Origin of the sequence: Streptomyces sp. NPDC050485, from assembly GCF_044458185.1 — a bacterium.
In the GTDB taxonomy this organism is placed as follows: Bacteria; Actinomycetota; Actinomycetes; order Streptomycetales; family Streptomycetaceae; genus Streptomyces.
In genome coordinates this window covers 155,854-181,834 of the sequence record NZ_JBITHR010000006.1, presented here as the reverse complement: position 1 = coordinate 181,834, position 25,981 = coordinate 155,854, and the positions used below count along the sequence as shown (strand labels likewise).

Sequence of the window (25,981 nt, the reverse complement as noted above, 5' to 3'; positions counted from 1 at the left end):
GCGGGACGGCAGGTACCGTGGGGAGAACCGATCTCATGAGCCTCCTGACGGGCTGCGTGAACCCAGGAGGAACAAGATGACGACGAACCGCGGACGCAAGGACGTGATCCGGGACCGGATGGAGGCGACCGGCGAGTCGTACAACGTCGCCGCACGCAACCTGAAGTCGATGAAGGACATGGGCGCCACCGGCGAGGCCGTCCGCACGCAGCGCTGGCGTCCCGCCGCCTCGCCGGACCTGCCGTGTCCCTGCGGTGGGACGTGCGAGCCCGGCGAGAAGTGCGAGCACTGCCATGCCTGGCACCGGCACGTGGCACGCGCCCCCGGCAGCCTCACCGACGTGGAGGTCTGGGCAGATCGGTACGACTGCACCGGCTGCGCGTCCTCCTACACCCTTTCCGTAGTCCTCCCCGGCCGCCCGTGGGGCATCGCCGAGACGGTCATCCAGGGCGGATCCGCTGAACCCGTCGTCCGGGCCCGGGTGTTCCCCGGCGTCGTGCACCCGCTGCTGCGCCCCGGGGCACCCGAGGAGGACTGACGCAGGGCTGGCGACGTAGGGACAACCCCACGGCTCCATGGAGGGCCTGATCCCCAGGCCCGTGCCGCCCCGGACCGGCGCCGCGCCACGACGGGCAGTTGTGGGCTGCGGCGCCGCCATCAGGGGGCCGGCCGCTCGAAGTCCGCCGCGTCACCGTCGCGCCGCGACGCCACCAGCGCCAGCACGCCGATGACGATCAGCGACCAGCCTCCCGAGACCGGCTCCAGCACCGACACCAGGATTCCGAGTGCCAGCAGGATCCATCCGGTCTCCGTGGGCACGGCGCCGGTGGCGATCACCGACCTCCTGGCAAGGAGCCCGAGGCCGAAGAGGGCAACTCCGCTGATCATGAACCAAAGGGCTGTCATGCGGGGGTCGTTGTCGTTGTGGACGGCATTCCACAGCCCGTCGGAGACGATGCCGCTCCAGTGCGAGTACGAGACGACGACGCCCACCATCATGTGCACCACAGGCACGGCAAGCATCAGGCGGGGAACCCAGAGGCGGAGCCCTCTGGTGTCGGGCTTGCGGGATTCCAGGCGTATGGATGTGTTCATGACATTACGTTCCTTCCGGGAGTGCGGCGTGCTGGATGTGCGGCCGGCGGTGGAGGGGGAACTCGGGATCGCGCAGTCGCAGGAACCGGGCCAGGAGCGTCCCGCCCCGGAACGGCGCCCTCACCCCCACCGGGGCGCCGGCCCATGACCCTCGCGACGAACTCCCGCGCGGCCGTTCCGGATTCGCTCAACATCGACGATGTTCACGAGGGGCCTCCTCGATCGTCGGCGGGGTCAGACGGCCGGCCGGTCCAGAAGCGGCATCAGCAGCTCGTACATGCCGCGCAGTTCTGATTTCGGCAGCGGCGGCATGAGGTGCTCCGCCCCGACCAGCATCAGATAGAGCATCTTGGCCACTTGATCAGGTCTGTCATGACCGGTCTGTTCGCACAGATCCCGCAGATATCCGATGCGGGTGGCGTCGACCCGCTCCTGCACCTGCGCAGCTTCGGGATCCTGTTTCGCCCAGGCCCGCATCGCGATCTCCAGCGGCGGGCCGGCCTGACTGGTCACTTCCGCCAGGAGGATGGCCAGCCGCTCCCGGGCCGGAAGCGTGCCAGCCGCTTCCACCCCGTTGATGATCGCCGTGGTGCACTCGGCCTCGAAGTGATCGAGCAATCGGGTCCGGTACTTCGGCATCGATCCGAAGTGGTGGTAGAAGGCACCCTTCGACATGCCCATGCGCTCGCACAGCCGGTCCAGCGTGACCGCCGGGGCCCCCTGCTCCGCCAGCAGCGTCAAACCTTGGTCCAGCCACGCAGACCTCTCCGAGCTCATCCCGACCCCTCCTCCATACCAAAAGGTTTGGTATGGAGGAGAGTAACAAGTGTGCCCGAGGAAGGAAGGGGTGGGGGTGCGGGAGTCGAAAAGCGCTGCCGCAACGAGGAGTTCGAGGCGCACGGCCCGCCCATGCTCGCGACCTTGGTGCGGTTCCGGAACTCGACGGGGTGTTCCTGGAGATCGACACCCAAGCGAAGGAACAGGACGACCTGCAGGACGCGCTCGACGCCGTCCGGGCCGTCCTTGCTGAACTCGGGGTCGCCGAGCGGGACTTGACCGCCGACACGTACGCCGACGCGGTCCGGGCGCGGCGCAGCGACTGACCCCAGGGCCTGCTCGACGATGTTGGTCTAGACCGACTGCTACGGTCGGCCGAGCAGTTCGGATCACGAGCAAGCCTCGGATCATGAGCAAGCCTCGGATCAGCGGAGAGTCTCGCTTCGGCGGAGAGGGGAAGCACGGTGGGCAGCAACCGCGCCGCGCGGGCATTCATCGGGTCGTTCACCACGGCGGGCGGGCACGGAGTCACCGCGGCCGCCGTGGACGAGGAGACGGGCGCGCTCACCCCCCTCGGCTCCTCGGCCGCCGTCATCAACCCGTCGTTCCTGGCCCCCTCTCCGGACGGAACCGTCCTGTACGCCGTGGGGGAGACGGCGGAGGGGACGGCGGCCGCGTTCGACATCGGCGAGGCGCTGCCCCGTCCGTTCGGCGCGCCCGTTCCGGTCGGCGGCGCGGGCCCCACCCATCTCGCCCTCGCCGCCGGCCACCTCGTCACCGCCAACTACGACTCGGGCAGCGTCACCGCGCTCCCGGTCCACCCCGACGGCAGCCTCGGCCCGGCCGCGTGCGTCCTGGAACACCGGGGTTCGGGCCCGAACGCCGAGCGTCAGCAAGGCCCGCACGCCCACCAGGTGCTCGCGGACCCGAGCGGGCGCTGGACCGTCAGCGTCGACCTCGGCACCGACTCCGTACGCGTCTGTGAACTCGCCCCGGACACCGGCGTCCTCAGGCTCCACTCCGAGACCCCGCTGCGGCCCGGCAGCGGCCCCCGCCACCTCGCCTTCCATCCCGGCGGCCGGTACGCGTACGTCCTCAACGAGCTGGCGCCGACGCTCACCGTGTGCCGCTGGGACGCCGGCACCGGCACCCTCGAACCGCTCGGCGAGACACCGGTCGTCGAGGACGGCGTGCGCGGCGAGGTCTACCCGTCCGGGGTCGTCGTGGCGCGCGACGGCCGCTTCCTGTGGGCGGCGAACCGGGGGCACGACTCGATCGCGGTCCTCGCGCTCGACCCGACGGGCGAGAAGGCGGCCCTGGTCACCACCGTGGACTGCGGCGGGCACTGGCCCCGCGATCTCACCCTGGACCCGTCAGGACGCCGCCTGTACGCCTCCAACGAGCGCTCCGGCGATGTGACCTGGTTCGACATCGACGCGGCCACCGGTATCCCGTCCCGGACCGGCTCGATCGAGGCGCCCGCCGCCTCGTGCGTGGTCTTCTGCTGAGAGCCGGTGTCACACACCGTCCACGACGCGACGGGGCCCGCACCGGATGCGTCCGGTGCGGGCCCCGCCCGTCATGTCGTGCGTACGGTCAGTGGACCGGCGAACCCTGCGGCTGCGGGGCGATGCCCAGCGCGGCCGCGTACTGCGAGAGCACCAGCTTGCCGATCGCCGGGTAGGCGCCGAGCGCCTCGGCGACCGCGCACTCGGCCTCCTTTGCGGCGGCGTCGAGCAGACCCTCCGCGACCTCGGGACCGATCAGGTACGGGGCGACCGCGAGCTGCACCGAACCCGAGCCGCGCAGCTGTGCGGCCATCGCCGCGATCGCGCCCTCCTGGTCGAGCGCGGCGGCCATCACCGGCACGGCGAGCCGCGCGGCGAGCAGCATGCCGGTGATCCCGGCGGCCTGCACGGCCTCCTCGCCGCCGACCGTCGCCAGGATGATCCCGTCGGCGGCGGTGGCGACCGTGAACAGCCGGGCGCGGTCGGCGCGGGCCAGACCGGCCTCGGAGAGCCGCACGTGCAGGCCCTCGGCGAGCAGCGGGTGCGGGCCGAGCACGTCGGTCAGCTCGGCGGCGGCGCGGCTGTCCATGACGGCCTGCCGTATCCGGCGGATCAGGGCGCTGTCGGGGCCCGCGAGCAGCGGCACGACCACGGCGGCCGGGCCCTGCGGGTCGGCGGCCTCGCGGCCAGCCGCGCGCGCCTGCTCGACGCGCGCGGAGCGCTCGGCGGCGGTGCGGGCGAGCACGACGTCGAGCGTGGGGTACTCGGCGTCCTCGCTGTCCAGGTAGCCGATGCGGGCATCGAGACCGGGCAGCTCGGAACGGGCGATGCTGATGACCTCTTCGGCCAGGCTGCGCACAGCCGGGCCGGGAACGCCGGGAACGGCGAGAACGAGCGCGGGCGCGCCCTCCGGAGCAACCACCGGTTCCGGGCGGCGGTGCCGGCCGGACTGGCGGGGTCGCGGCATTCGTACGGGCAGGCCGGATGCTGGCCCAGTGGGGGTGCTCATGGCGCCGCATGCTACTGGTTTTGCCCGGGCCGCTGTTCGGGGAGGGGGTAGCTGAGCGGTATCTGTCCGCATTTTCCCGGAGAGTGGCATAAGGCTCAACTGCCCTGATCTGTCTGGGCGCTCACCCGGTCGAGATCCACAGCATGCGGGGGTCCCGCGGAAGCCGCAGTTCGCCGTCGGCGAGGGCGGTCGCGACGATCAGCGAACCGTCGAGCGGATCCCCGGCCGCCTCGACGGTGCGCGCCTGCGGCAGTTGTCGGCGGAACTCCTCGCGCAGCGGTACGAGAAGAGGGTCTCCCAGCTTGAACAGGCCGCCGGTGAGCGCCACTTGACACTCCTGGCCGGTGTCCGGGCAGACCGCCGCGGCGGCCTCGGCGATGTGCCGCGCCGCGGCGCGCAGAATGCCGGCCGCGACCGGGTCCGCGGCCGCGCAGCCGGCGACCTCGGGCGCGAACGAGGCCAGCACGGCGGGCCGGTCGGTCCGCGGATACAGCAGCCCCGGCAGTTCGCCGGGCGCACCGAACACCGCCTCGACCCGGGCGAGCAGCGCCGCCGAGCCGCCGCGCCGTCCGTCGTGACCGCGCAGGGCCGCTTCGAGACCGGCCCGGCCGATCCAGGCGCCGCTGCCGCAGTCCCCGAGCAGATGCCCCCAGCCGTCGGCCCGCCGCCACCCGCTCAGGTCCGTGCCGAGCGCGACCATCCCGGTCCCGGCGGCGACCACCGCGCCGGGCCGCTGGCCAAGGGCACCCGCGTACGCGGTGACCGCGTCGGAGGCCAGGGCGAGCCTGCGCACCCCGAGCGAACGGGCGAGGGCCCCGGGCAGTTCGGCCCGCAGCCCGTCCCCGAGCGTCGCCATCCCGGCCGCGCCGACCGCCGCCGCGAGGATCCGCTCCGCCCCGGTGCGCACCCTCAACTCCTCCACCGCTGGCAGCAGTTGCGCAAGGAAATGCCCGGCGTCGATCCCGGCGGGACCGGTCCGCACCGGCTCCTTCGAGACAACCACTTCGGTCGGTGCGCCCGGTTCGGTCCGGCGCAGCGCGAACCGCACTCCCGATCCGCCCGAGTCGATTCCGAGCACCCACTCCTGGGCGCCGCCCGTCACGGCAGCCGTCGGCCGGCCGACCGGGCGCCCCGCCGTCGCGGGAGCTCGCTCGTACGGCTGAAGGTCACTGGACGCAACACAATCCCCTCCCTCCGGGCGGCCGGCCGCCCGGCCCGCTCAACCGGCTCGAAGACCTCGTAGAAGACCCGTGGAAGATCTGTAGAAGACCTCGAAGACCTTGAAGGGGGAGAAGCGTAGCGCCGGGAAGCGGTGCTGGGGGCGGCGGTCTCCCTGCTTGTGCGGAGCCCTGGCCTGGGCCAGTAGAGTGACACGTCGTGGCACCACGACCCTTGCATGAACTTGTCGAAGCGGGCTGGGCGAAGGCTCTGGAACCCGCGGCCGAACGCATCGCGGCCATGGGGGACTTCCTCCGGGCCGAGATCGCTGCCGGACGGACGTATCTCCCGGCCGGGACGAACGTGCTGCGGGCGTTCCAGCAGCCCTTCGAGGACGTCCGCGTCCTGATCGTCGGCCAGGACCCCTATCCCACGCCGGGGATGGCCATCGGGCTGAGCTTCGCGGTCTCGCCCGACGTGCGTTCGCTGCCGGGCAGTCTGGAGAACATCTTCCGCGAACTGAACTCCGATCTGGGCCTGCCGCGGCCGTCCAACGGGGATCTGACGCCGTGGACCCGGCAGGGGGTGCTGCTGCTCAACAGGGCGCTGACGACGGCCCCGCGCCAACCCGCCGCCCACCGGGGCAAGGGGTGGGAAGAGGTCACGGAGCAGGCGATCCGGGCGCTGGTCGCGCGCGGTACGCCGCTGGTGTCGGTGCTGTGGGGCAGGGACGCGCGCAACCTGCGGCCGCTGCTCGGCGACCTCCCCGCGATCGAATCCGCCCACCCTTCGCCGATGTCGGCCGATCGCGGTTTCTTCGGCTCGTGCCCCTTCAGCCGTACGAACGAACTCCTGGCACGGCAGGGCGCCCAGCCGGTCGATTGGCGCCTGCCGTAGCCGACGGCCGTCCCGGGCCCGGCAGTTGGGGAGCCGCCGCCCGCCGGGCCAGCGGGCGGTCAACCGATCACCGCCGCCCGTACGCAGAGCACGTCCGCCAGATGCGAGGCGAGCAGTCGCCAGCTGTCTCCGTCGTCGGCGCTCGCGTACACCTCGCCGTTGCGGTTGCCGAAGTAGACCCCTGCCGGGTCGGCGTCGTCCGTGCAGAGCGCGTCGCGCAGAACCGTGCCGTAGTGCGGGTCCTGCGGCAGGCCCGCCGAGAGCGCCTCCCAGTTCTTGCCCGCGTCCTCGGTGCGGAAGACACGGCACTTGTTGTCCGCCGGGACCCGGTCGGAGTCGGCCGTGATCGGGAAGACGTACGCGGTGCCGGAACGGCGCGGATGGGTGGCGGCCGCGAAGCCGAAGGTGGACGGCAGCCCCGCGCCGATGTCCGTCCACTGGTCCCCGGCGTCGTCGCTGCGGTACACCCCCCAGTGGTTCTGCAGATACAGGCGGTCCGGGTCGCCGGGGTCCTGGGCGATCTTGTGGACGCACTGGCCGAACTCCGGGTTCGGATCGGGCAGGAACACCGCAGAGACGCCCTTGTTCGCGGGGGCCCAGCTCGCCCCGCCGTCCCGGGTGCGGAACACCCCCGCCGTGGACACCGCGACCGTCAGCGCCTGGGGGTCCCGCGGATCCGTGACGACGGTGTGCAGTCCCTCGCCCCCGCCGCCCGGCACCCATTGGGAGCGGGTCGGATGCTCCCACAGGGGCCGTACAAGCTCGAAGCTCTCCCCGCCGTCCTCGGAGCGGAACAGCGCGGCCGGCTCCGTCCCCGCGTAGACCACACCCGGCGCCTCGGCTCCGGCCGGGCGCAGCTGCCATACCCGTTCCAGTGAGGCGCCCGTGAACTCGGGGAATTTCACCGCCGGTTGCTTCGGCTCGGTCCAGGTCCGGCCCAGGTCGTCGGAGTGGAACACCGAAGGGCCCCAGTGCGCGCTGTCCCCGCCGACGAGCAGCCGGGGCCGCGGGCCGTGCCGGGTGTCGATGGCGATGGAATACACCGCCTGGGCGTTGAAGTGCGGTCCGTCGAACTCCCATGCCCCGCCGCGCCTGCGGCCGAGAAAGAGCCCCTTGCGCGTACCCACAGTGAGCAGTACCTCGGTCATGCCTGTCCCTCCAAAACGCCGTTGTTCCGGATAGGGGCCAGTGTGCACCCAGCCACTGACAACGGCCTCTGAAGCGGTAAAGCGGCAGTTCAGAGCGGTTCTGTCCCGGCTTCGACGAGAAGCGGCAGGAACGTTCGGGCCAGCGCGCCGGGCTCCAGGACGTCCGGTTCCACATAACTCTGCCCGAGCGCCCCCTCACGCAGCGCGATCACGACCCGTACGAGTTCCGTCAGATCTCCGCGCGGTCGGAGACCGGCCCGCGCGAGCAGACCGGTGAGCAGCCGCACCGCCTCTTCGCGCAGCCGGGCGTCGTGCTCGGCGAGGCGCGCGGCCGCCCCCGGGTTGCGGATCGCGTACAGGGTGAACTCGGTCGTCACCAGGAACCAGGTGCGCTCGTCGGGCCCGATGTGCGCGAGCAGCGCGGCGATCCGCGCCACCGACAGGTCGCGGTCGTCCGTCTCGTCGGCCAGCCTGCCGATCCGAGCCAGCTCGCGCTCGGCGTGCGCGTCGAAGAGCGCGAAGAAGAGCTCCTCCTTGGAGGAGAAGTTGGAGTAGAAGGCGCCCCGGGTGTATCCGGCGCGGCGGCAGACGTCCTCGATCCTGGCCGCGCCGAACCCCGACTCCGCGAACACCTCCAGCGCGGCATCGAGCAGCCGGGCCAGCGTCTGCGGACGCCGCTTCGTCGTTCCCTTGGGCACAGCCGGCTCCCGCACTCTTGACAGCACGTACGTCCTCGGAAAGCATCCGGACGCGTATCGGATACGTGAATGTATCCGATGATGCTCCCCGGCAGCTCCCTCCAGGAGGAACGCTCATGAGTGACGAAGGCACCGCCCCCACGACGGCCCAGGTGATCGCGGGCGCGGCGGGCCCCATGCCCGAGGGCGTCGGTGTTCCGATGCCACCGGTCTTCGCGGACGTCGAGGGGGAGCGCCGCTACCGCAAGGAGCAACTCGCCGCCGGATTCCGGCTGTTCGGCCGCTTCGGCTTCTCCGAGGGAGTGGCGGGACACATCACCGTCCGCGACCCGGAGCACCCCGACCGGTTCTGGGTGAACCCGTTCGGCATGAGCTTCGGCCAGATCAAGGCATCCGACCTGATCCTGGTCGACCACGAGGGCAACCTGCTGCACGGCGCCCGCCCGGTGAACCGCGCCGCCTTCGTCATCCACTCCGAGGTCCACAAGGCGCGCCCCGACGCGATCGCGGCCGCCCACTCGCACTCCCTGCACGGCAAGGCGTTCGCCTCCCTCGGCATCCCGCTCGACCCCATCACCCAGGACGCCTGCGCGTTCTTCGAGGACCACGGCCTGTACGCCGACTACCAGGGCGTGGTCAGCGATGCCGAGGAGGGCAAGCGGATCGGCGCGGCGCTCGGCGCGTACAAGGCGGTGATCCTGCAGAACCACGGGCTGCTGACCGTCGGCCACTCGGTCGCCGAGGCGGTGTGGTGGTTCATCACCATGGAGCGCTCCTGCCAGGCCCAGCTCCTCGCCATGGCCGCCGGAACCCCACGGCACATCGACCGTGAGACCGCCCTGCGCACCCGGGGCCAGCTCGGCGGCCACTTCGCGGGCTGGTTCCAGGCCCAGCCCCTCTACGACCAGATCGCCGCGTCCGATCCCGACCACGTCAACTAGCGGGATCAGAAGGGGAGTTGATGCACGTTAGGGCCGTCGCGGAAGGGCCCGTTCACAGAAGCTCACAGGAGTGAGCGGGCCCCTCGGCGGTCCGGTGGAGGTCAGACCGAGCGGTGGTACTGGGCCGGTACGTGCACGTCGCCGCCCAGTTCGCGGGCCGCGTGGCGGGCCCACGACGGGTTGCGCAGGAGCTCGCGGCCCAGCAGGATCGCGTCGGCCTCACCGTTGGCGAGGATCTTCTCGGCCTGCCCGGCTTCGGTGATCAGGCCGACCGCCGCGACGGCCAGCTCGCTCTCGTTCTTCACCCGCGAGGCGAACGGCACCTGGTAGCCCGGCCCGGTCGGGATGCGTACGCCCGAGGCGTTGCCGCCGGTCGAGACGTCCAGGAGGTCCACGCCGTGCTCCTTGAGCAGCGCGGCCAGGCGGACGGTCTCGTCGGCGGTCCAGCCGCCCTCGTCCAGCCAGTCGGTGGCCGAGACGCGGAAGAACAGCGGCAACTCCTCGGGCCACACCGCCCGTACGGCGTCGGTGACTTCGAGCGCGAAGCGGGTGCGGTTCTCGAACGAGCCGCCGTACTCGTCGGTGCGCCGGTTGGAGTGCGGCGAGAGGAACTGGCCGATCAGATAGCCGTGCGCACCGTGGATCTCGGCCACCTTGAAACCGGCGTCCACGGCCCGGCGGGCCGCTTCGGCGAACTGGCCGACGATCTCCCGGATTTGATCGACCGTCAGCCCGGTCGGCACCGAGTGGCGCTCGTCCCAGGCCACCGGGCTGGGGCCGACCGGCTGCCAGCCCTCCACGCTCTCCGGCTTCAGCGGCGCACCGCCGAGCCAGGGCCGGTCCGTGGAGGCCTTGCGCCCGGCGTGGCCGATCTGGATGCCCGGGACCGTGCCCTGGCTCTCCAGGAACCGGGTGATCCGGCGGAACGCCTCGACCTGGGTGTCGTTCCAGATGCCCAGGTCCCCGGGGGAGATCCGGCCCTCGGCGCTGACGGCCGTGGCTTCGACGAGGATCAGTCCGGTGCCGCCGGTCGCGCGGGCCGCGTAGTGCGCGAAGTGCCAGTCGGTGGGGACGCCGGCGGCGGGTCCGGAGCCGTCCGCGGAGTACTGGCACATGGGTGCCATCCAGACCCGGTTCGGGAAGGTCAGGGACCGCAGGGTGTAGGGCTCGAAGAGGGCACTCGCAGCAGACACGGCAGACTCCAGTCGGGACGGCCCGGGGCGCGGGCGGCGCCGGGTTCGCTTCGTACGATACTCGTCGTAGTACGGGAGATGTCAAACTACGACGGGTCTCGTACAATGGCTGACGTGACCACCGCAACGAGCACCCGTGAACTCGCCCACCCGGCGCGCGCAGAGATCCGTCTGGAGGGCGTGCTGCACGCGCTGTCCGACCCGATGCGGATGCGGGTGGTGCGGGCACTCGCGACGGCCGAAGGGGAGCTCTCCTGCTCGCACTTCGTGCTGCCCGTCACCAAGTCCACCACCACCCACCACTTCCGCGTGCTGCGCGAGAGCGGCGTGATCCAGCAGGTCTACCGGGGCACCGCGAAGATGAACGGCCTGCGCCGCGCGGACCTGGACGCGCTCTTCCCGGGCCTGCTCGACAGCGTCCTCGGGGCCGCCGACCGCGAGGCGGAGCGGCTCGGCGACGACGCCTGACCCGGTCCCGGTCGCGGTGGTACGCGGCGAGCCCGGCCCGCGTCAGTACGCCGCGGGCCCGGGCCCGTTCGCCGCGTCAGCCCTGGTGCAGCGCCGCCGTCAGCAGGCCCTCCCAGTCGGGGATCTTCACCGAGCGGCGCCCCAGCGAGCGGCCCAGCTCGGCTTCGGCGCGTTCGATCGCCAGCCAGCCCTGCCACGTCACCGGTTCGAGGCCCAACTCCCTTATCGCGTCGAGCGGTTCGCCCTGGAGGACCGGGCGCTCGGCGAGGAGCGGGGCGTCCTGGAGCAGCGAGGCGACCGTCTCCTTCGCGCAGGGGCGGTTGGTGCCGATCACGCCCGTCGGGCCGCGTTTGATCCAGCCTGCCACGTACTCGCCCGGCGACGGCGTCCCGTCACGCAGCACCCGGCCCGCCGCGTGCGGCACCGTCCCGGACGCCGGGTCGAACGGCAGCCCCTGGGGCGGCACCCCGCGGTAGCCGACCGCCCGCAGCACCAGCTGCGCCTCGATCTCCTCGTACGCCCCGGTGCCGAGCACCCCGCCCGAGCCGTCCGGCGCCGTCCGCTCGAAGCGCACCGAGCCCACCCTGCCCTCCCGCTCCAGGATTTCCACGGGCCGCAGATAGAACCGCAGGCGCAGCCGGCGGGCGGCGGGCCGCTGCGGGCGCCCGGCCCAGCCCCGCAGCACCTCCACATTGCGCCGCACGGGCCCCGGCAGCGCGGAGGGGTCGGTGAAGTCCGGGTCGAGGGCCAGCTCGGCCTCGTCCACCGTCGCATCGGCGCCCGGCAGCGTGCCCAGCTCGCGCAGTTCCTTGGTGGTGAACCTGGCCTGCGAGGGGCCGCGCCGGGCCGCCATGTGCACCTCGCGCACCCGGCTGACGGCGAGCGCGCCGAGCGCGGACTGCGGCACATCGGTCGGCCGCAGCTCATCGGCGCCGCGGGCCAGCATCCGCGCGACGTCGACCGCCACATTGCCCGCGCCGATCACCACGGCCGAACGGGCGCCAAGGACAAAGCCGTTGGGGTCGGCGTCGGGGTGTGCGCTGTACCAGGAGACGAACTCGGTGGCGGAGAAACTGCCCGGCAGCTCCTCGCCCGGGATGCCGAGGTGCCGGTCGGTCTTGGCGCCGACGCAGTACACCACCGCGTGGTAGAGCCGCAGCAGCAGCTCCGGCGGGACACCGCCCGGACCCACCTCGACATGCCCGAGGAAGCGGATCCGGCCGTCCTCCAGGACCGTGCGGAGATTGTTCTGGAGCGACTTGATCTTCTCGTGGTCCGGGGCGACCCCGTAGCGGACCAGGCCGTACGGGCACGGCAGCCGGTCCAGGACGTCCACCCGCACCCCGGTGACCGCGCTCTGCTCCACCAGGCCCTGGGCGGTGTAGACACCGCTCGGCCCGGATCCGACGACGGCGATGCGCAGCATGGCGGGTGCTCCTCAGGGCAGAGAACCGCAGAAGTCCGCAGCGGACCTTCAGGATGGCACCGTCGCGCACCGCAGAACAGACGGCTGCCGCCGGTCAGGGGCCCTGCTCGGGCGGCGTGCCCATCTCCCGGTCGAGTCCGTAGCGCTGGAAGAGCTCGGCCCGCAGCTTGCCGGTGTCCATCGGCGCGCCCGGCAGCAGCGCGGCGAACACGGCGCCCATGAGGTTGGCGCGCAGCAGCGGGTAGTCGGCGTCCACGTCCGAGGAGCCGTACCGCTCGACGGTGTCGCGCAGGAGGGCCGCGAGGCGTTGCTGCTCGACGCACTGCACGAAGCCCTGGGCCTGGAGGATCCCGGCCATGTGCGCCCGCATGAGGACCGGCTGATCGTGGCTGAGCCCGAGGATCGCGTCGATCGCCCGGGCCAGGCGCTCCCTGCCGTCGGCGGTCCTCGGCTCGCGCTCCAGACCTGCCTCCAGGCTCAGATGCATGAGGCGGTGCACGGCGGACTGGAGCAGCTGGCGCTTGCCCGGGAAGTAGTACGACACCAGACCGCGGGCCGAGCCGGCCCGGTCCGCGATGTCGCCGAGGGTCGTCGACTCGTAGCCCCGTTCCGCCACCAGTTCCACCGTGGCTTGCAGCAGCCGCTCGCGAGAACGTCTGCGCAACTCTTCATTGACCGATGCGCTGCGCGGGGACATGCTGTAACTCCTGCGTTGACTGGCTCAGAGCCAATATACTCAGGCTGTCGCGGGACGGTACCCCCCTCGCAGGGGTCTGACCTGCGGCCAGGCTGCTCGTTCGGGGTGACGCGGGGGATCACCCCGAACGGGTGGCCCCCCTTTCCGGCCGCTCAGCGGCCTTCCCCGGCCAGCGCAAGGACCGGCCGCAGACCGTCCGGGCGCTCGTCCACCGGCAGATGGTCCACGAAGTGCACCGCGCAGCCGAGCGCCGCGGCACCGCCGTCCGCGCGCCGGTCGTCACCGACCATCAGCACCTCGCGGGGATCCAGGCCCAGCGCCTCGCAGGCCATCCTGAACAGCCGCTCGTTCGGCTTCTGCACCGCGTGCTCGAAGGACAGGAGGTACGCGTCCACGAAGGCGTCCAGACCGTGCGCGCGGAAGACCGGCCGCAGGTCCCAGCCGATGTTGCTGACCACCCCGATCCCGATGCCCCGCTCCCGCAGCCCGGCGAGGACCGCCTTCGTGTCGGGGTACGGGTGCCAGGCCGCCGGGGACATGTGGCGGTCGTAGAGCAGGTCGTACAGGCGCGGATCGGGCAGCTCCACCTGCCGCGCGAGACCGGTGTACGTCTCCCGGTGGAGCTCGGCGCTCCGGTCGCGCACGGCCCACAGCTCCGCCAGGTGCTCGGGCAGCCGAAGCGGGTTGGCACCGCCGGGCAGTGCTCCCGCTGCCTCCAACTCCATTGCGTACCGGGCCAGTTCAGTGTCGGGCAGGGTGATGCCGGAGGTGTCGAGCACGGCGGAGAGCCAGTCGCCGACCGGTTCGATGCGGAACAGGGTGCCGGAGAAGTCGAAGAGAACGCCCTTGATCGTCATGCTCGCGATCCTCGCGTGCTCACCCGCGCCGGTTCAAGGCCCATCGACCGTGGGCGGCCGCGCTCAGCGTGACGACCGCCACACCGATCAGCCAGCCGCCCACCACGTCCGAGAACCAGTGCACCCCGAGGAACAGCCGGGTGAACCCCACGCCGAGCGCGGAGGCCACCCCCGCCGCGATGACGGCGTTACGCACCCGGCGCCCGGCCCCGTGCAGCGCGAGCAGCCACACCAGGAGCCCGAAGGCGACCGTCACGCTCAGCGCGTGGCCGGAGGGGAACGCGGCGTAGTCCGCGGAGTCCACCGGGTCGGGCCACCGCGGCCGGTCCCGCCCGACGGCCGACTTCAGCGCCTGCTGCACGGCCGTGCCGACGGCGCTCGTCGCCGCGACCCACAGCGGCAGCAGCCGCTCGCCGCGCCACAGCAGCACCCCGACGGTGACCGCGAGCAGGGCCCGCATCGTCCACGGGTCCCACACCCGGTCGGTCAGCACCCGGTTGACCCGGGTGAGGCCGGGGTCGGCGACCGCCCGCCGGTGCAGCCCGTCGGCGACGGCGCGGTCCAGCGACATCAGCGGACCCCACTCGGCCACCACCAGGGCCAGAAGCAGTCCGGCGAGGAGGAGGAAGACAAGGCCGGTGCGGAGCGGTATGGCCGGGCGGCGGGTACGGGCCTCGGCGGGAGCGAGCTGCATGGGGAGGATCCAAGCGGATGCCGCCGGAGGCGGCCAGGGGGTTGTCTGGCGGACCACGGCTGGGGCCGACCCCGAGCCGGCGGGAACCGCCCAGCGCTCCGCGGGAAGTGGCGTTTGTCGGCTGCGGGCCGATGAGGGTCCCCCCTGCGCATGGGGGTCCCCCCTGTTCGAGCGAAGCCGAGAACTTGGGAGAGGAGTTGAGAGCTTGGGGGAGGCTGGTCGTGCCCACGCGGCGGAGCCGCACGATGTCACAGCCCCGCGCCCCTGGGGGGTAGCCCTTGCCTAGCCCAGGGCGCGGAGTCCCGGTACGAGGGCCACGAGGAGCGGTACGGCCGGAACGAGCGCGGCGTATGCGGTGAGCCGCAGCCGGCGGCCCGCCGTCAGTCTCGGCGCCGCCGCGAGGAGCCGGTGCACACGCTGCGGAAGCTGGCCGTCCGGGGCGGGGCAGGGCCCGAACACCCCGCGGTCCTCGTTGAGTTCGACCAGGGCCAGCGCGATCGTGAGGCGGCCGAAGCGGCGGGAGGCCACGTCGTCGGCGGCCAGTTCCACCAGGCGGTGCATCTCGTCGCGGAACCCCGCGAACACCGGCACCTGCGGGAACCCCCGGGCGAGCGCGCCCGAACAGTGCAGCAGCCAGTCGTGCCGGGCCCGCGCGTGCCCGACCTCATGGGCGAGCACCGCATCGAGCTGACGGCCCTTCAGGCGCTGAAGTGCCGCTGTGGTGATGACCAGTTGGGGAGTCTGGCCCGGCAGCCACCAGGCGTCCGGCCGCTGCGCCTCCAGCACCACCAGGCGTTCGCCGGACGGCTCCTCGCCGGGCAGCAGGGGCGAGCGCAACCGCAGCTCCGCCCGCCGCCGGCGCCGCCGCGCCCAGCTGTCCCTGACCTCCCGCGTGAGCATCGCCCCGGTCCATGCGCCACCGAGGAAGAGCACCACCGCCAGCGCCGCCGACCAGGGGCCGTACGGTCCCAGCGCGTACGCCTCGACGACGGCCCGGGGCGCGGACGCGAACACCTGCCCGCGCACGGTCTGCCAGGCGGAGGCGGCACTGAACACCATCGCGAGGCCGAAGCAGAGCAGTACCCCCGCCACCACGCACTGCCAGACCCACAGCGCCACCACCGGCTCGCGCTCGGCCCAGTCGGCGCGGGCGAGGAGTCGCGGGGCGGCGACGGCGGACACCAGGCCGAGCACCAGCAACGCGAGGGAGACCGTCATGGGCTCAGCCTATGAGCGAGCCCGCCGCCATAGGTATGGCCAGGGGCGGCAAGTGACGTACGCCACGGCCCCGCTCATCCGGGGGTCAGCGGGGCGGTCCTGCTCGGCCGCTCAGACCGTCACCAGCATCGCCAGCATGGCGATGCCCATCGACAGGCGGCAGGCCATCGCCAGTTCAGGCCGGGCCCCCCAGGCCACGGCCCCGCCCTGAGCGCCTGCGGCCGCCACCGGCAGCAGCCGCACCCCCGCCGACAGCACATAGCCCGCGTTGTACAGCAGCAGCACTCCGGTCAGCAGCGGCACCCCGCCCGCCGTGTGCCCGGCGTGCCCGGCGCCCCCGGCGCCCGGCTCCATCGCGAGTGCCATGTACACCATCGCCAGCGAGCCCACCGCATGGTGCAGATGGTGCGCCCCGCCCCGCGCCAGCCACAGCGCCCGCAGCGCGGCGCCGCCGAACACCACCGCGTACGCCGTCAGGATCCAGGGCGGCGGCGAGACGAACGCGGCCGGAACGGCCATCGCGGCCATCCCGAACCCCATCACCGCCTCACCGCCCGCCGCGCTGCGCGCCGAGGGGGAGCCGCTGCGCATCCGCAGCAGACAGTACGAGCCCGTCGCCGCGCACAGCGCGACGAGCAGCCAGCCGGGCACCACCGGACCGTGCACGGAGTACCTCCCCGCTCGACGTCTCGCCCTGCCGACAAGTCGATGCCCGCGCGCGGCGCGGCATACGCGGGCGCAGGGACACATAAGGGGAGCGCGTGGGAGATCTTCGCCGGTCAGAACCTGTCAGAACCGGTCGCGAGCATGGCTTGGGGTGCCAGGAGTGCCAGGAGTGTCAGGGGCGGAAGCGCAGCGGGTGGTCGGCCGGGACCTCCACGAGCGCGATGCGGACCCCGTCCGGGTCCGCGATCCACATCTCGATGAGCCCCCACGGCTCGCGCACCGGCGGCCGCACGATCGGCACCCCCCGCCCCACGAGCTCCTCGTGCGCCCGGTCCGCGTCGGCGACCTGGAGCCACAGTTCGAGACCCGGCGCCGGCGGCTGCTCGGAGCGCCCCGACACCTCAAGGAAGCCGCCGCCCAGGAAGTACACCGTGCCGCGCTCGGGCCCCGTACCGAACTCCCGGTAGACGGGAAGAGCGAGCTGCCCGCCGTAGAAGGCGCGCGAACGCTCGGGGTCGGTGGGACGCAGCAGGGTCCGGCTGCTCAGTACGTGCACCATGGCAAGGCACCCTAACGGCCGGGTTAGGCTCGCAATGCCGCCGACGCAACCGATCCGTGAGGAGACCGCACACGATGGACACCACCAGCCGGGCCACCGGAGAGCTGAGCTACCGGGACGCCACCGAAGCAGACGTCGAGGCGCTGGTGCCGCTCATCGAGTCGGCCTACCGCGGGGACTCCAGCCGCACCGGCTGGACCACCGAGGCCGACATCCTCCAGGGGCAGCGCACCGACCCCGAAGGCGTCCGCGCCGTCATCGCGACGCCCGGCAGCCGGCTGCTCACCGTGGCGCGCGACGGCGTGCTCGTGGCCTGCTGCCAGCTGGAACACCGGGGCGACGCGGCCTACTTCGGGATGTTCGCGGTCTCTCCCGAACTGCAGGGCGCGGGACTCGGCAAGCAGATCATCGCCGAGGCCGAGCGCACCGTCCGGGCCGAGTGGGGCGTCACCGAGATGCACATGACCGTGATCTCGGTACGCGAGGAGCTCATCGCCTTCTACGAGCGGCGCGGCTACCGCCGTACGGGAAAGATGACGCCCTTCCCGTACGGCGACGAGCGCTTCGGTCTGCCGCAGCGCGCCGACCTCGAATTCGAGCTGCTGGTCAAGCAGTTGGGCTGAGAGCCTGTGTCTAAACGACGCCGCGGACCCGGGCGGGGTTTAGACACAGGCTCTGAACGCCCGCTACGCGGTGAAGCGGCCGGTGCGGCGGATCTCCGGGTAGTCGGTCGTCGCGCCGTCCAGCTCAAGGGCGCGGACGAGCCGCAGCTGCTCCTGGGTGTTCACCGTCCAGCCGATCACCTTGAGACCCGCGGCGCGGGCCTGCTCGACGGTCTCCAGGGTGAGCCGGTGGATGCTCAGCACCAGGCTCCTGGCTCCGACGGCCCTGGCCCGGTCGACGAGATCGGGGCCCCAGTCGTCGTCCACGAGACCCGTGCGCACTCCGGGTACCAGCGAGGCGATCTCGGCGAGCGCGGCGTCATGGAACGACAGGACCTCGACCCGGCTCACCAGATCGCGCCGCAGGATCACCTCGGCGAGTGCGCGGGCCGCGGCGACGTCCTTGATCTCTGCCTGGATCGGGGTCCGTACCGCGTCGAGCACTTCCTCGAACACGGGGACGCGCTCGCCCTGGCCCGCGTCCAGCTCGCGCAGCTCGGCCAGGGTCAGCTCGCCGATCGGGCCGTTCCCGTCCGTGGTGCGGTCGACCTCGGCGTCGTGCATGACGACGAGGGCGCCGTCCTTGCTGAGGTGCAGATCCAGTTCGATGACGTCCATGCCCGCGCGTTCTGCGCGGACGAAGGAACGCAGGGTGTTCTCCGGCTCGACACCCATGACCCCGCGATGACCGATGGTGAGGAACGTCAAGACAGGCCTCGCTTCCGTCGACGGCGGTAATTGCGCGCTGTGCAGTCCCGTGCGCACGCGGCAGTCCCGCAGCCTAACGGCCCGCCACCGCAACGGACCCCGGCTCGCGCGGCGCATCGGAGTCATCCGCCCCGGGTTGACGCGATCCCGAGGATGAAGCCGGTGATCAAGGCTGCGACGAGGACTGCGCGGGTGCTCACGGGCGCGGCTCCGGGGGTGCGGGTAAGGGGCGGAGGCCTCCGTCCTACCTGTGGGCACCCGTCGCGGGCCAACCCGTGTCACCCGCCCGTGGGCGAGTCCTTCCGCCCTTGACGATCCCGCCGTCCGGGCGTCATCCGGGGCCGGGCCAGCCGTCGTCATTGTCCGGTTCCGCACCCCGCGGGGGCGCGAGGCGGTCCAGGTCGGCGAGCATCGCCCGCGCGAGCTCCAGCTCGGCCAGTTCCCGCAGCTCGCTCCAGCGCAGCGCGATCCGCGGATGCGCCCACTCCGCACTGCTTTCGGCGTGCGCCAGTGCGGCCCGGACGTTCCTCAACTCGGCCTCGGTGCGGGCGACATGCCCCTCGACCAGCTCGCGCAGCCGTTCCGGCGCGGCCAGGTGCCCGAGCCAGACCCGCAGTACCAGCGGATGCTTCAGCACGGGCGGGCCGGCGGCGGTGGGGGAGTCCGCCCACTCGGCGAGCGCGCGCCGCCCCGCCTCGCTGATCGCGTAACGCCGTTTGGTGCGCGGCTCCTCGGGCCCCGAGCGACGGGACGTGACGTAGCCGAGCGCCTCCAGGCGGCGCAGCTCGGCGTAGATCTGGCTGATCGCCGGGGACCAGTAGAAGAACCGCAGCGAGGTGTCGGCCCACTTCTTGAGCTCGTAGCCGGTGCGCTCGCCGGGGAACGAGAGCAGCCCGAGCACCGCCCACGCCGTGGGCGGCAACTGCCGTGCCGCGTCATGGCCGTTGGAGATCTGACGACTAGTCATATGGCGAATTGAAGTAAGCGCGGCGCCCGCGCACAACCCCCACAGGGGACGTGGGAATCTCCGTGATCCTTCAGGCGCGGTTGGCGGATCCCACCGCCGCCGGACGCCGGGCGGCGGCAGGGATCAGTCGGAGACGAGCGACGTGAGGTCGGTGAGGGTGTCGATCCGCCAGTCCGCCGCCGCGACGACTTCGGGGTCGTCCGCCCACCAATGGCCCCACGGGCCTCGCCGCAGGTGGGCCACGCGCAACCCGGCCTGCTTGGCGGGGAAGATGTCGTGGTGCGGATGGTCGCCGACGTACACCGTGTGGTGCGGCTCGGCCTGGGCGGCGTCGAGGACGCGGGCGAAGAACTCCGGCGACGGCTTGGTGACACCCCACTCGGCGGACGTGGCCACCACGTCGGCCGGGAGGTCCAGGCCGCGCAGGAGTTCGCCGCCGCGGGCGGTCTGGTTCCCCGCGATGACGACCCGGACGCCGAGATCGCGCAGTCCGCCGAGCGCGGGCCGCACGTCGTCGTACAGGTCCCGCTCGTCGAGGTGCTCCCCGCGGCCCGCCGCCTCCCGGGCGTCCTGGGCCGCGCGCACGTCCATGCCGGGCTTGAGCATGCGCAGCGCGTCGGCGTTGTCACGGCCTTGGACGGCGACAGCACCGACGAGCGCGGAGACCGTGTGCCGGGGGAACCCGAGCCAGTCGGCCCACGATGCCCAGTAGCGGTCGTCGCGTACGAGTGTTTCGCCTACGTCGAGAACGATGGTCTCAATCATCGGTGCTCACCCTACGGGCGACGACTCCGAACGCCCGGCCGAGCCGCGCCCTGAATCCGCGCAGGATTCACGGAGAGCGGGGCCGCCCGCTCCTCGATCGAACCGAAGTCATCGCCGCGGTAGCGCGTCAGCACAGGAAGAAGAGCGGTGTTACGCGGGACTGGCAGGATAATTTATCGAGATTCCTCTTGAGCGGAAGAACCGAACGTGGATACGGTGTCTTAACGCGAGGTTCTCCTGTGGAGGAAGTGACATGACGGAAATTCTTGTGCAGGACCCGGCCGTGGGGGGCGCGGCAGCCGACCGGCGAGTGGTCGAGCAGCCTGCCTGGCCCGCGCTCAAGAATGCCGTCGAGGAGATCCGGCCCTGGCAGTCCAAGGACGGCTCGATCGACTTCGACGCCGAGGGCGCCCCGTCCCGCGCCGTGGTCGAAGCCACCCTCGACCAGGTGCTCGCCGCCGTCGAGGAGCTCTCGCCGCTGCTGCCGCACGACGACGCGTACCACCGCGCACTCGTCGGCGACCTGCGCAAATGGGCCGACAGCGGCTTCGACGTGCCGGACTTCCTGGACTCGCTGCTCGCCTTCCACCCGGCCGCCGACCGCGCCGACGGGCTCCAGCGCCTGGTCGTCTTCCCCATGTACACGCAGAACGGCAACCCCGACCGCAACCTCGAAGCGGTCGTCCTGCGCATGGTCTGGCCCGACTGGCTCGCCGAGCTGGAGGCCACCCGCTACGACAACCCGCTGTTCTGCGGCATCACCTTCGAGGACTTCACCGCCGGGTACGACACCAACTCGGCGGTGCTCTTCCCGGAGACCATCGCCGTGCGCGAGGCCCCCGAGCGCTTCACCTGGGGCGGCATCTTCTGCGACCGCGAGGCGGCCCGTTTTCGCGCCGTGACCGAGGAGTCGGTGCGCATCCTCGGGCTCGAACTCCCCGAGGACATCCGGGAGATGGTGGCCGACCAGGAGCGCTGCGAGCAGGCCTTCGTGCTCTGGGACATGGTCCACGACCGCACCCACAGCCACGGCGACCTGCCGTTCGACCCCTTCATGATCAAGCAGCGCCAGCCGTTCTGGATGTACGGCCTCGAAGAGCTGCGCTGCGACCTCACTGCCTTCAAGGAGGCCGTGCGGCTGGAGGCGGACGGCTTCCCGCAGGGCCGGGACGTCCAGTACGCCGTGCTCTTCGACCGGATGTTCCGCTTCCCCGTCACCGGCGAGCGCGTCCGCAACTACGACGGGCTCGGCGGCCAGCTCCTGTTCGCCTACCTGCACCAGCACGACGTGGTGCGCTGGACCGACAACAAGCTGCACATCGACTGGGACCGCGCCCCGCAGGTCACCAACCAGCTGTGCGCCGAGATCGAGAAGCTCTACCGCGACGGCATCGACCGTCCGAAGCTGGTGCACTGGTTCGCGGCGTACGACCTGGTCTCCGGCTACCTCGCCCCGCACCCCGGATCGCGCTGGGCCAAGGGCCCCGACGCCCTGGACCTGACGCTGCCGCCCCGCAAGCTCGTGGACGACGTGCTTCCGGACGAGTTTCCGCTCAGCATGTTCTATGAGGCGCTCTCCAAGAAGCTGAAGGACGTGATCGCCTCCACCAAGGGGATCACCGCCGCTTCCGCCTCGGCAGGGGCTGCCGCGTGAGCTCTCGGACGAAAGGGGCGAGGAAAATGAACAACGGACCTCTCAACGGCGCTGTCGTCGCCGTGGCAGGCGCGGCGGGACCCGCAGGCCGGGCCGCGCTGCTGCGGCTCGCCGAGGCGGGCGCGGTCGTCGTCGGCGCCGACGCGGACGCCGCGCGCCTCGCCGAGGCGGTGGACGCCGCGCGGTACGCCCACGGCGGGGCCACCGTGACCGGCGACACCGTCGACCTCCTCGACCTCCAGGCCACCCGCGACTGGGCCGACCGCATCCAGAAGGACTTCGGGCGCATCGACGGCATGGTCCACCTCGTCGGCGGCTGGCGCGGCTCCGCGTCCTTCGCCGAGACCGACCTCGCCGACTGGGAACTTCTGGAGAAGCTCCTGATCCGCACCGTCCAGCACACCTCGCTCGCCTTCCACGAGCCGCTGCTGCGCTCCGACCGGGGCCGCTACCTGCTGGTCAGCGCCGCCGGCGCCAGCAAGCCGACGGCCGGGAACGCCGCGTACGCCGCGTCGAAGGCGGCCGCCGAGGCGTGGACGCTCGCGCTGGGCGACGCGTTCCGCAAGGCGGGGGGTGAGGAGGGGCCGAAGGCCGCTGCTGCGATCCTGGTGATCAAGGCACTGGTGCACGACGCGATGCGCGCCGAGCGACCCAATGCGAAGTTCGCGGGCTTCACCGATGTCACGGAGCTGGCCGACGCCATCGCCGGAGTGTGGGACCGGCCCGCCCAGGAAGTGAACGGACAACGCCTGTGGCTGACCCCCAAGCCGTGAGGACGGACGCGCGACAGCACCACGACCCGACGGTGCGCGGCTTCGCCAGCGACAACTACGCGGGCGCGCACCCCGAGGTCCTCGCCGCGCTCGCGCTCGCCAACGGCGGTCACCAGATCGCCTATGGCGAGGACGACTACACCGACCACCTCCAGCGCGTCATGCACAGCCACTTCGGTGCGGGCGCCGAGGCCTTCCCGGTCTTCAACGGGACCGGCGCGAACGTCACCGCGCTCCAGGCGCTGACCGACCGCTGGGGCGCGGTGGTCTGCGCCGAGACCGCCCACATCAACGTGGACGAGGGCGGTGCGCCCGAGCGCATGGCCGGGCTCAAGCTGCTCACGGTGGCGACGCCGGACGGCAAGCTGACGCCCGAGCTCATCGACCGGCAGGCCTGGGGCTGGGACGACGAGCACCGGGCGATGCCGCAGGTCGTCTCGATCACTCAGAACACCGAGCTCGGCACGGTCTACACACCCGACGAGATCAGGGCGATCTGCGACCACGCCCACGAGCGCGGCATGAAGGTCCACCTCGACGGGGCGCGGATATCCAACGCGGCCGCCTCCCTGAACGTGCCGATGCGGACCTTCACCAACGCGGTCGGCGTGGACGTCCTGTCGTTCGGCGGCACCAAGAACGGCATGCTGTTCGGCGAGGCGATCGTCGTCCTCAACCCGGACGCCGTCCGCCAGATGAAGCACATCCGCAAGATGTCCATGCAGCTCGCCTCCAAGATGCGCTTCGTCTCCGTGCAGTTGGAGGCGCTGCTCGCCAAGGACCTGTGGCTGCGCAACGCCCGCCACGCCAACGCGATGGCCCAGCGCCTCGCGGAAGGCGTGCGCCAGGTCGACGGAGTGGAGATCCTCCACGCGGTGCAGGCCAACGCCGTCTTCGCGCGACTGCCGCACGACGTCAGCGAGCGGCTCCAGAAGCGCTACCGCTTCTACTTCTGGGACGAGGCGGCCGGTGACGTCCGCTGGATGTGCTCCTTCGACACCACCGAGGACGACGTGGACGGCTTCCTGGCGGCGCTGAAGGAAGAGCTGGCCCGCTAGCCCCGAACCGTAAAATGGAATAGCTATGCGACCGGCCGTAAAGTCATTGACGCGCGGCCGGTCGCATTTGTAGGCTCGCCCGCCATGGAGCTGATACAGCGGAACCCTCAACTCGCCGCCTACCTCGCAGCGGACGAGGTCATCGACCACGAGCACCCGATCGTGCGCGAGACGGCCGCCCGGCTCAAGTCCGACAGCGTCAACGCATACTCATACGCCAAGGCCGCCTTCGAGTTCGTACGGGACGAGATCGCGCACTCCAGCGACTCGGGCGACCTCCGCGTGACCTGGCGCGCCTCCGACGTCATCGCGCAGCGCACCGGGATCTGCTGCGCCAAGGCGCACGCCCTGGCCGCACTGCTGCGGGCCGAGGGCATTCCCGCCGCGTTCTGCTACCAGCGGCTCACCGAGGACGGCGCCGACCCTGTCGTGCACGGTCTCATCGCCCTCAAGCTGCCCGGTTCCGAGGCCTGGGCGCGGCAGGACCCGCGCGGCAACGTGCCGCCCGGTGTGGACGCCCAGTTCTCCCTGGCGGAGGAGCGGCTGGCCTGGCCCGTCCGTCCAGAGTTCAAGGAACTGGACTATCCGGTACTCTTTGATGCACCGCATCCTGGGGTGGTCGCCGCGCTCAGGGCCGCGCCCGACCGGCCGTCGCTGTGGCCGATCTATCCGACCGAACTGTGAGGCACCACCGATCATGACGCTCACCCTCACCGTGTCCGACGAAGTCGGCGCCCTCGCGCCCGGCTTCACCCACGTCGCCGTCGAGGCGGCCGGACTCGTCAACGCGCCCAGCGACACGGCGAGTTCGGCACTTCTCGACGACGCGGCGAGCCGGCTCGCCGAGCGGCTCGGCGGCCGCGCCCCGCACGAGGACCCGCACATCATCGCCTGGCGCGAGGCCTACACCGCCTTCGGCTCCAAGCCGAACCGCACCCGCAACTCGGCGGAGGCGCTCGCCAAGCGGGCGCTGGCCGACGGCGGGCTGCCGCGCATCAACCGCCTGGTCGACGTGTACAACGCGATCAGCGTCGCCCACCTCGTCCCGGTGGGCGGCGAGGACACGGACCACATCAAGGGCGCGATGCGGCTGGTGCGGGCCACCGGGCAGGAGCCGTTCCACACGGTCGCGGGCGGCGATCCGGCCGTCGAGCACCCGGACGCGGGCGAAGTGGTGTGGTGCGACGACGAGGGTGTCACGTGCCGCCGCTGGAACTGGCGCCAGGGAGTGCGGACCCGGCTCACCGAGGAGTCGGTCAACGCGCTCTTCCTGCTCGAAGGCATGGCCCCGCACTGCGATCTGGTGACGGCCGGTGCCGAACTGGCCGAGCTCCTGGAGAAGTTCAGCCCGGGGGCGCGGATCACCGTCCACGCCCCGGTCGGCGGCCTCGCACAGGAGTGACGATTCAGCCCGCTGCTTCCGTGGCCTTCACCGCTTCCGCGGCCTTCACCTGGGCGGGCGTGGGCGCCGTACCTCCGAGGTGGGCCGGCACCCACCAGGTGTCGCTCGCGTCCTTCGGGCGGACCGGATAGGCGCGCTGGGCGGCCTCGAGCAGTTCCTGGCAGCGCTCGCGCAGCCGCCGGGTGATGGCACCGGCGAACTGGTCGGCGGGGGCCTCCACCGGCTCGCCGACGCGGATGGTGACAGGGATGTGGCTGCGCTTGAAGTTGCGCGGCCGGCCCTTCGTCCAGACCCGCTGGGTGCCCCACAGCGCCATCGGGATCAGCGGCACCCCCGCCTCCTGCGCGAGCCTGGCGGCACCCGACTTGAAGCTCTTCAGCGTGAACGACTGCGAGATCGTCGCTTCCGGGAACACACCGATCACCTCACCGGAGCGCAGCGAGGCCAGCGCGTGCTGGTAGGCGTCCTCGCCCTGCTTGCGGTCCACCGGGATGTGCTTCATGCCACGCATCAGCGGGCCGGAGATCCTGTGCCGGAACACCGACTCCTTGGCCATGAACCGCACGAGCCGCTTCTGCGGCAGGGCCGCGAGCCCGGTGAAGATGAAGTCCAGATAGCTGATGTGGTTGCTGACGAGCACCGCCCCGCCCGTGCGCGGGATGTTCTCCGAACCCTGGGTGTCGATCTTCAGGTCGAGCGCCTTGAACATCGTGACAGCGGCGCCGATGACCGGCCGATAGACGAGTTCTGCCATCTGAGGGGGGACCCTTCGTGTGCCCGGGGAGGGTGCTCCCGGAGATAAGTTACGCAGCCGTAGGTTTTAGGCTTTCGGCAGATGGTGCCCGATACGCGCCGAGCTGGCCAGTCCTGGCGCCGTGCGCAGGGGAGATCCTCGTCACGTCTTCGCAGGTCGCAGCCCGGGGAATCAATCCTCGCCAATCCGCGCTGCAACGGTACGGCAGAGCAGGTAGCGGCCGCGTGAG

30 protein-coding genes are annotated in these 25,981 nt (G+C 71.8%); 12 read left to right on the top strand and 18 right to left on the bottom strand.

Annotated elements, in window-relative coordinates; genetic code table 11:
- Positions 1-76 precede the first annotated feature (76 nt).
- Positions 77-538: a hypothetical protein gene (locus ACIBK6_RS14865; protein WP_399051616.1), complete on the top strand. Its 462-nt coding sequence runs from the start codon at positions 77-79 to the stop codon at positions 536-538.
- 119 nt (positions 539-657) lie between these two features.
- Here ACIBK6_RS14865 and ACIBK6_RS14860 read toward each other — a convergent pair whose 3' ends face one another.
- Positions 658-1,095 (bottom strand): DUF6463 family protein, encoded by a 438-nt coding sequence (locus ACIBK6_RS14860; protein ID WP_399051615.1) that lies wholly within the window; start codon positions 1,093-1,095, stop codon positions 658-660.
- Positions 1,096-1,329: 234 nt separating this feature from the next.
- Positions 1,330-1,872, bottom strand: coding sequence for a TetR/AcrR family transcriptional regulator (locus ACIBK6_RS14855; protein WP_399051614.1), 543 nt, complete (start codon positions 1,870-1,872; stop codon positions 1,330-1,332).
- Positions 1,873-2,042: 170 nt separating this feature from the next.
- Here ACIBK6_RS14855 and ACIBK6_RS14850 point away from each other — a divergent pair, with 170 nt between their 5' ends.
- Positions 2,043-2,198 carry a hypothetical protein gene (locus ACIBK6_RS14850; RefSeq protein ID WP_399051613.1) on the top strand — a complete coding sequence of 52 codons (156 nt, stop codon included), beginning with the start codon at positions 2,043-2,045 and terminating at the stop codon, positions 2,196-2,198.
- 138 nt (positions 2,199-2,336) lie between these two features.
- The gene (locus ACIBK6_RS14845) at positions 2,337-3,380 is read left to right on the top strand and encodes a lactonase family protein (protein WP_399051612.1); all 1,044 of its coding nucleotides are present in this window, start codon (positions 2,337-2,339) and stop codon (positions 3,378-3,380) included.
- 88 nt (positions 3,381-3,468) lie between these two features.
- On the opposite strand, the gene ACIBK6_RS14840 is transcribed toward ACIBK6_RS14845, so the two are convergent.
- Positions 3,469-4,389 (bottom strand): sirohydrochlorin chelatase, encoded by a 921-nt coding sequence (locus tag ACIBK6_RS14840; protein ID WP_399051611.1) that lies wholly within the window; start codon positions 4,387-4,389, stop codon positions 3,469-3,471.
- A gap of 121 nt (positions 4,390-4,510) precedes the next feature.
- On the bottom strand, positions 4,511-5,491 hold the full coding sequence (locus ACIBK6_RS14835) for an N-acetylglucosamine kinase (RefSeq protein WP_399051610.1): 981 nt from the start codon (positions 5,489-5,491) through the stop codon (positions 4,511-4,513).
- 275 nt (positions 5,492-5,766) lie between these two features.
- Between ACIBK6_RS14835 and ACIBK6_RS14830 the strand changes: the two genes are divergently transcribed.
- Positions 5,767-6,444, top strand: a complete 678-nt coding sequence (locus ACIBK6_RS14830; protein ID WP_399051609.1) for a uracil-DNA glycosylase — start codon at positions 5,767-5,769, stop codon at positions 6,442-6,444.
- A 59-nt stretch (positions 6,445-6,503) separates the two neighbouring features.
- Here ACIBK6_RS14830 and ACIBK6_RS14825 read toward each other — a convergent pair whose 3' ends face one another.
- Entirely contained in the window at positions 6,504-7,592 is a 1,089-nt protein-coding gene (locus ACIBK6_RS14825) for a WD40/YVTN/BNR-like repeat-containing protein (RefSeq protein ID WP_399051608.1), read from the bottom strand.
- Between the two features lie 89 nt (positions 7,593-7,681).
- Positions 7,682-8,290, bottom strand: coding sequence for a TetR/AcrR family transcriptional regulator (locus tag ACIBK6_RS14820; RefSeq protein WP_399051607.1), 609 nt, complete (start codon positions 8,288-8,290; stop codon positions 7,682-7,684).
- A gap of 176 nt (positions 8,291-8,466) precedes the next feature.
- Here ACIBK6_RS14820 and ACIBK6_RS14815 point away from each other — a divergent pair, with 176 nt between their 5' ends.
- Entirely contained in the window at positions 8,467-9,231 is a 765-nt protein-coding gene (locus tag ACIBK6_RS14815) for a class II aldolase/adducin family protein (protein ID WP_399051859.1), read from the top strand.
- Between the two features lie 101 nt (positions 9,232-9,332).
- Here ACIBK6_RS14815 and ACIBK6_RS14810 read toward each other — a convergent pair whose 3' ends face one another.
- Positions 9,333-10,355: an NADH:flavin oxidoreductase/NADH oxidase gene (locus tag ACIBK6_RS14810; protein WP_399051858.1), complete on the bottom strand. Its 1,023-nt coding sequence runs from the start codon at positions 10,353-10,355 to the stop codon at positions 9,333-9,335.
- 174 nt (positions 10,356-10,529) lie between these two features.
- Here ACIBK6_RS14810 and ACIBK6_RS14805 point away from each other — a divergent pair, with 174 nt between their 5' ends.
- Positions 10,530-10,892, top strand: a complete 363-nt coding sequence (locus ACIBK6_RS14805) for an ArsR/SmtB family transcription factor (RefSeq protein WP_399051606.1) — start codon at positions 10,530-10,532, stop codon at positions 10,890-10,892.
- Between the two features lie 76 nt (positions 10,893-10,968).
- Here the strand turns inward: ACIBK6_RS14805 and ACIBK6_RS14800 are convergent, their stop codons facing one another.
- From ACIBK6_RS14800 to ACIBK6_RS14770, 7 genes are all read right to left on the bottom strand, one after another.
- Positions 10,969-12,318, bottom strand: a complete 1,350-nt coding sequence (locus ACIBK6_RS14800) for an FAD-dependent oxidoreductase (protein WP_399051605.1) — start codon at positions 12,316-12,318, stop codon at positions 10,969-10,971.
- Positions 12,319-12,412: 94 nt separating this feature from the next.
- Positions 12,413-13,015, bottom strand: a complete 603-nt coding sequence (locus tag ACIBK6_RS14795; RefSeq protein WP_399051604.1) for a TetR/AcrR family transcriptional regulator — start codon at positions 13,013-13,015, stop codon at positions 12,413-12,415.
- A 152-nt stretch (positions 13,016-13,167) separates the two neighbouring features.
- On the bottom strand, positions 13,168-13,872 hold the full coding sequence (locus tag ACIBK6_RS14790) for an HAD family hydrolase (RefSeq protein WP_399051603.1): 705 nt from the start codon (positions 13,870-13,872) through the stop codon (positions 13,168-13,170).
- A 19-nt stretch (positions 13,873-13,891) separates the two neighbouring features.
- The gene (locus ACIBK6_RS14785; protein ID WP_399051602.1) at positions 13,892-14,566 is read right to left on the bottom strand and encodes a phosphatase PAP2 family protein; all 675 of its coding nucleotides are present in this window, start codon (positions 14,564-14,566) and stop codon (positions 13,892-13,894) included.
- 282 nt (positions 14,567-14,848) lie between these two features.
- Positions 14,849-15,784 (bottom strand): M56 family metallopeptidase, encoded by a 936-nt coding sequence (locus tag ACIBK6_RS14780; RefSeq protein WP_399051601.1) that lies wholly within the window; start codon positions 15,782-15,784, stop codon positions 14,849-14,851.
- Positions 15,785-15,895: 111 nt separating this feature from the next.
- The gene (locus ACIBK6_RS14775; protein ID WP_399051600.1) at positions 15,896-16,450 is read right to left on the bottom strand and encodes a DUF5134 domain-containing protein; all 555 of its coding nucleotides are present in this window, start codon (positions 16,448-16,450) and stop codon (positions 15,896-15,898) included.
- 172 nt (positions 16,451-16,622) lie between these two features.
- Positions 16,623-17,009 carry a VOC family protein gene (locus ACIBK6_RS14770; RefSeq protein WP_399051599.1) on the bottom strand — a complete coding sequence of 129 codons (387 nt, stop codon included), beginning with the start codon at positions 17,007-17,009 and terminating at the stop codon, positions 16,623-16,625.
- 74 nt (positions 17,010-17,083) lie between these two features.
- On the opposite strand from ACIBK6_RS14770, the gene ACIBK6_RS14765 reads away from it, so the two are divergent.
- On the top strand, positions 17,084-17,632 hold the full coding sequence (locus ACIBK6_RS14765; protein ID WP_399051598.1) for a GNAT family N-acetyltransferase: 549 nt from the start codon (positions 17,084-17,086) through the stop codon (positions 17,630-17,632).
- Positions 17,633-17,695: 63 nt separating this feature from the next.
- On the opposite strand, the gene ACIBK6_RS14760 is transcribed toward ACIBK6_RS14765, so the two are convergent.
- From ACIBK6_RS14760 to ACIBK6_RS14750, 3 genes are all read right to left on the bottom strand, one after another.
- Positions 17,696-18,379, bottom strand: coding sequence for a glycerophosphodiester phosphodiesterase (locus ACIBK6_RS14760; protein ID WP_399051597.1), 684 nt, complete (start codon positions 18,377-18,379; stop codon positions 17,696-17,698).
- A 331-nt stretch (positions 18,380-18,710) separates the two neighbouring features.
- On the bottom strand, positions 18,711-19,346 hold the full coding sequence (locus ACIBK6_RS14755) for a PadR family transcriptional regulator (protein ID WP_399051596.1): 636 nt from the start codon (positions 19,344-19,346) through the stop codon (positions 18,711-18,713).
- Positions 19,347-19,469: 123 nt separating this feature from the next.
- Entirely contained in the window at positions 19,470-20,111 is a 642-nt protein-coding gene (locus ACIBK6_RS14750; RefSeq protein ID WP_399051595.1) for an HAD family hydrolase, read from the bottom strand.
- A 253-nt stretch (positions 20,112-20,364) separates the two neighbouring features.
- Here ACIBK6_RS14750 and ACIBK6_RS14745 point away from each other — a divergent pair, with 253 nt between their 5' ends.
- From ACIBK6_RS14745 to ACIBK6_RS14725, 5 genes are all read left to right on the top strand, one after another.
- Entirely contained in the window at positions 20,365-21,765 is a 1,401-nt protein-coding gene (locus ACIBK6_RS14745) for a DUF6421 family protein (protein WP_399051594.1), read from the top strand.
- 26 nt (positions 21,766-21,791) lie between these two features.
- Positions 21,792-22,538, top strand: coding sequence for an SDR family NAD(P)-dependent oxidoreductase (locus ACIBK6_RS14740; protein ID WP_399051593.1), 747 nt, complete (start codon positions 21,792-21,794; stop codon positions 22,536-22,538).
- Positions 22,535-23,596, top strand: a complete 1,062-nt coding sequence (locus tag ACIBK6_RS14735; protein ID WP_399051592.1) for a threonine aldolase family protein — start codon at positions 22,535-22,537, stop codon at positions 23,594-23,596. Before ACIBK6_RS14740 ends, ACIBK6_RS14735 begins: the two co-directional genes overlap by 4 nt.
- A gap of 84 nt (positions 23,597-23,680) precedes the next feature.
- Entirely contained in the window at positions 23,681-24,280 is a 600-nt protein-coding gene (locus tag ACIBK6_RS14730) for a transglutaminase domain-containing protein (RefSeq protein WP_399051591.1), read from the top strand.
- Between the two features lie 13 nt (positions 24,281-24,293).
- Complete coding sequence (locus ACIBK6_RS14725) at positions 24,294-24,998, top strand: B3/4 domain-containing protein (protein ID WP_399051590.1); 705 nt, start codon at positions 24,294-24,296, stop codon at positions 24,996-24,998.
- 4 nt (positions 24,999-25,002) lie between these two features.
- Here ACIBK6_RS14725 and ACIBK6_RS14720 read toward each other — a convergent pair whose 3' ends face one another.
- Positions 25,003-25,752: a lysophospholipid acyltransferase family protein gene (locus tag ACIBK6_RS14720; protein WP_399051589.1), complete on the bottom strand. Its 750-nt coding sequence runs from the start codon at positions 25,750-25,752 to the stop codon at positions 25,003-25,005.
- Positions 25,753-25,981: the final 229 nt, after the last annotated feature.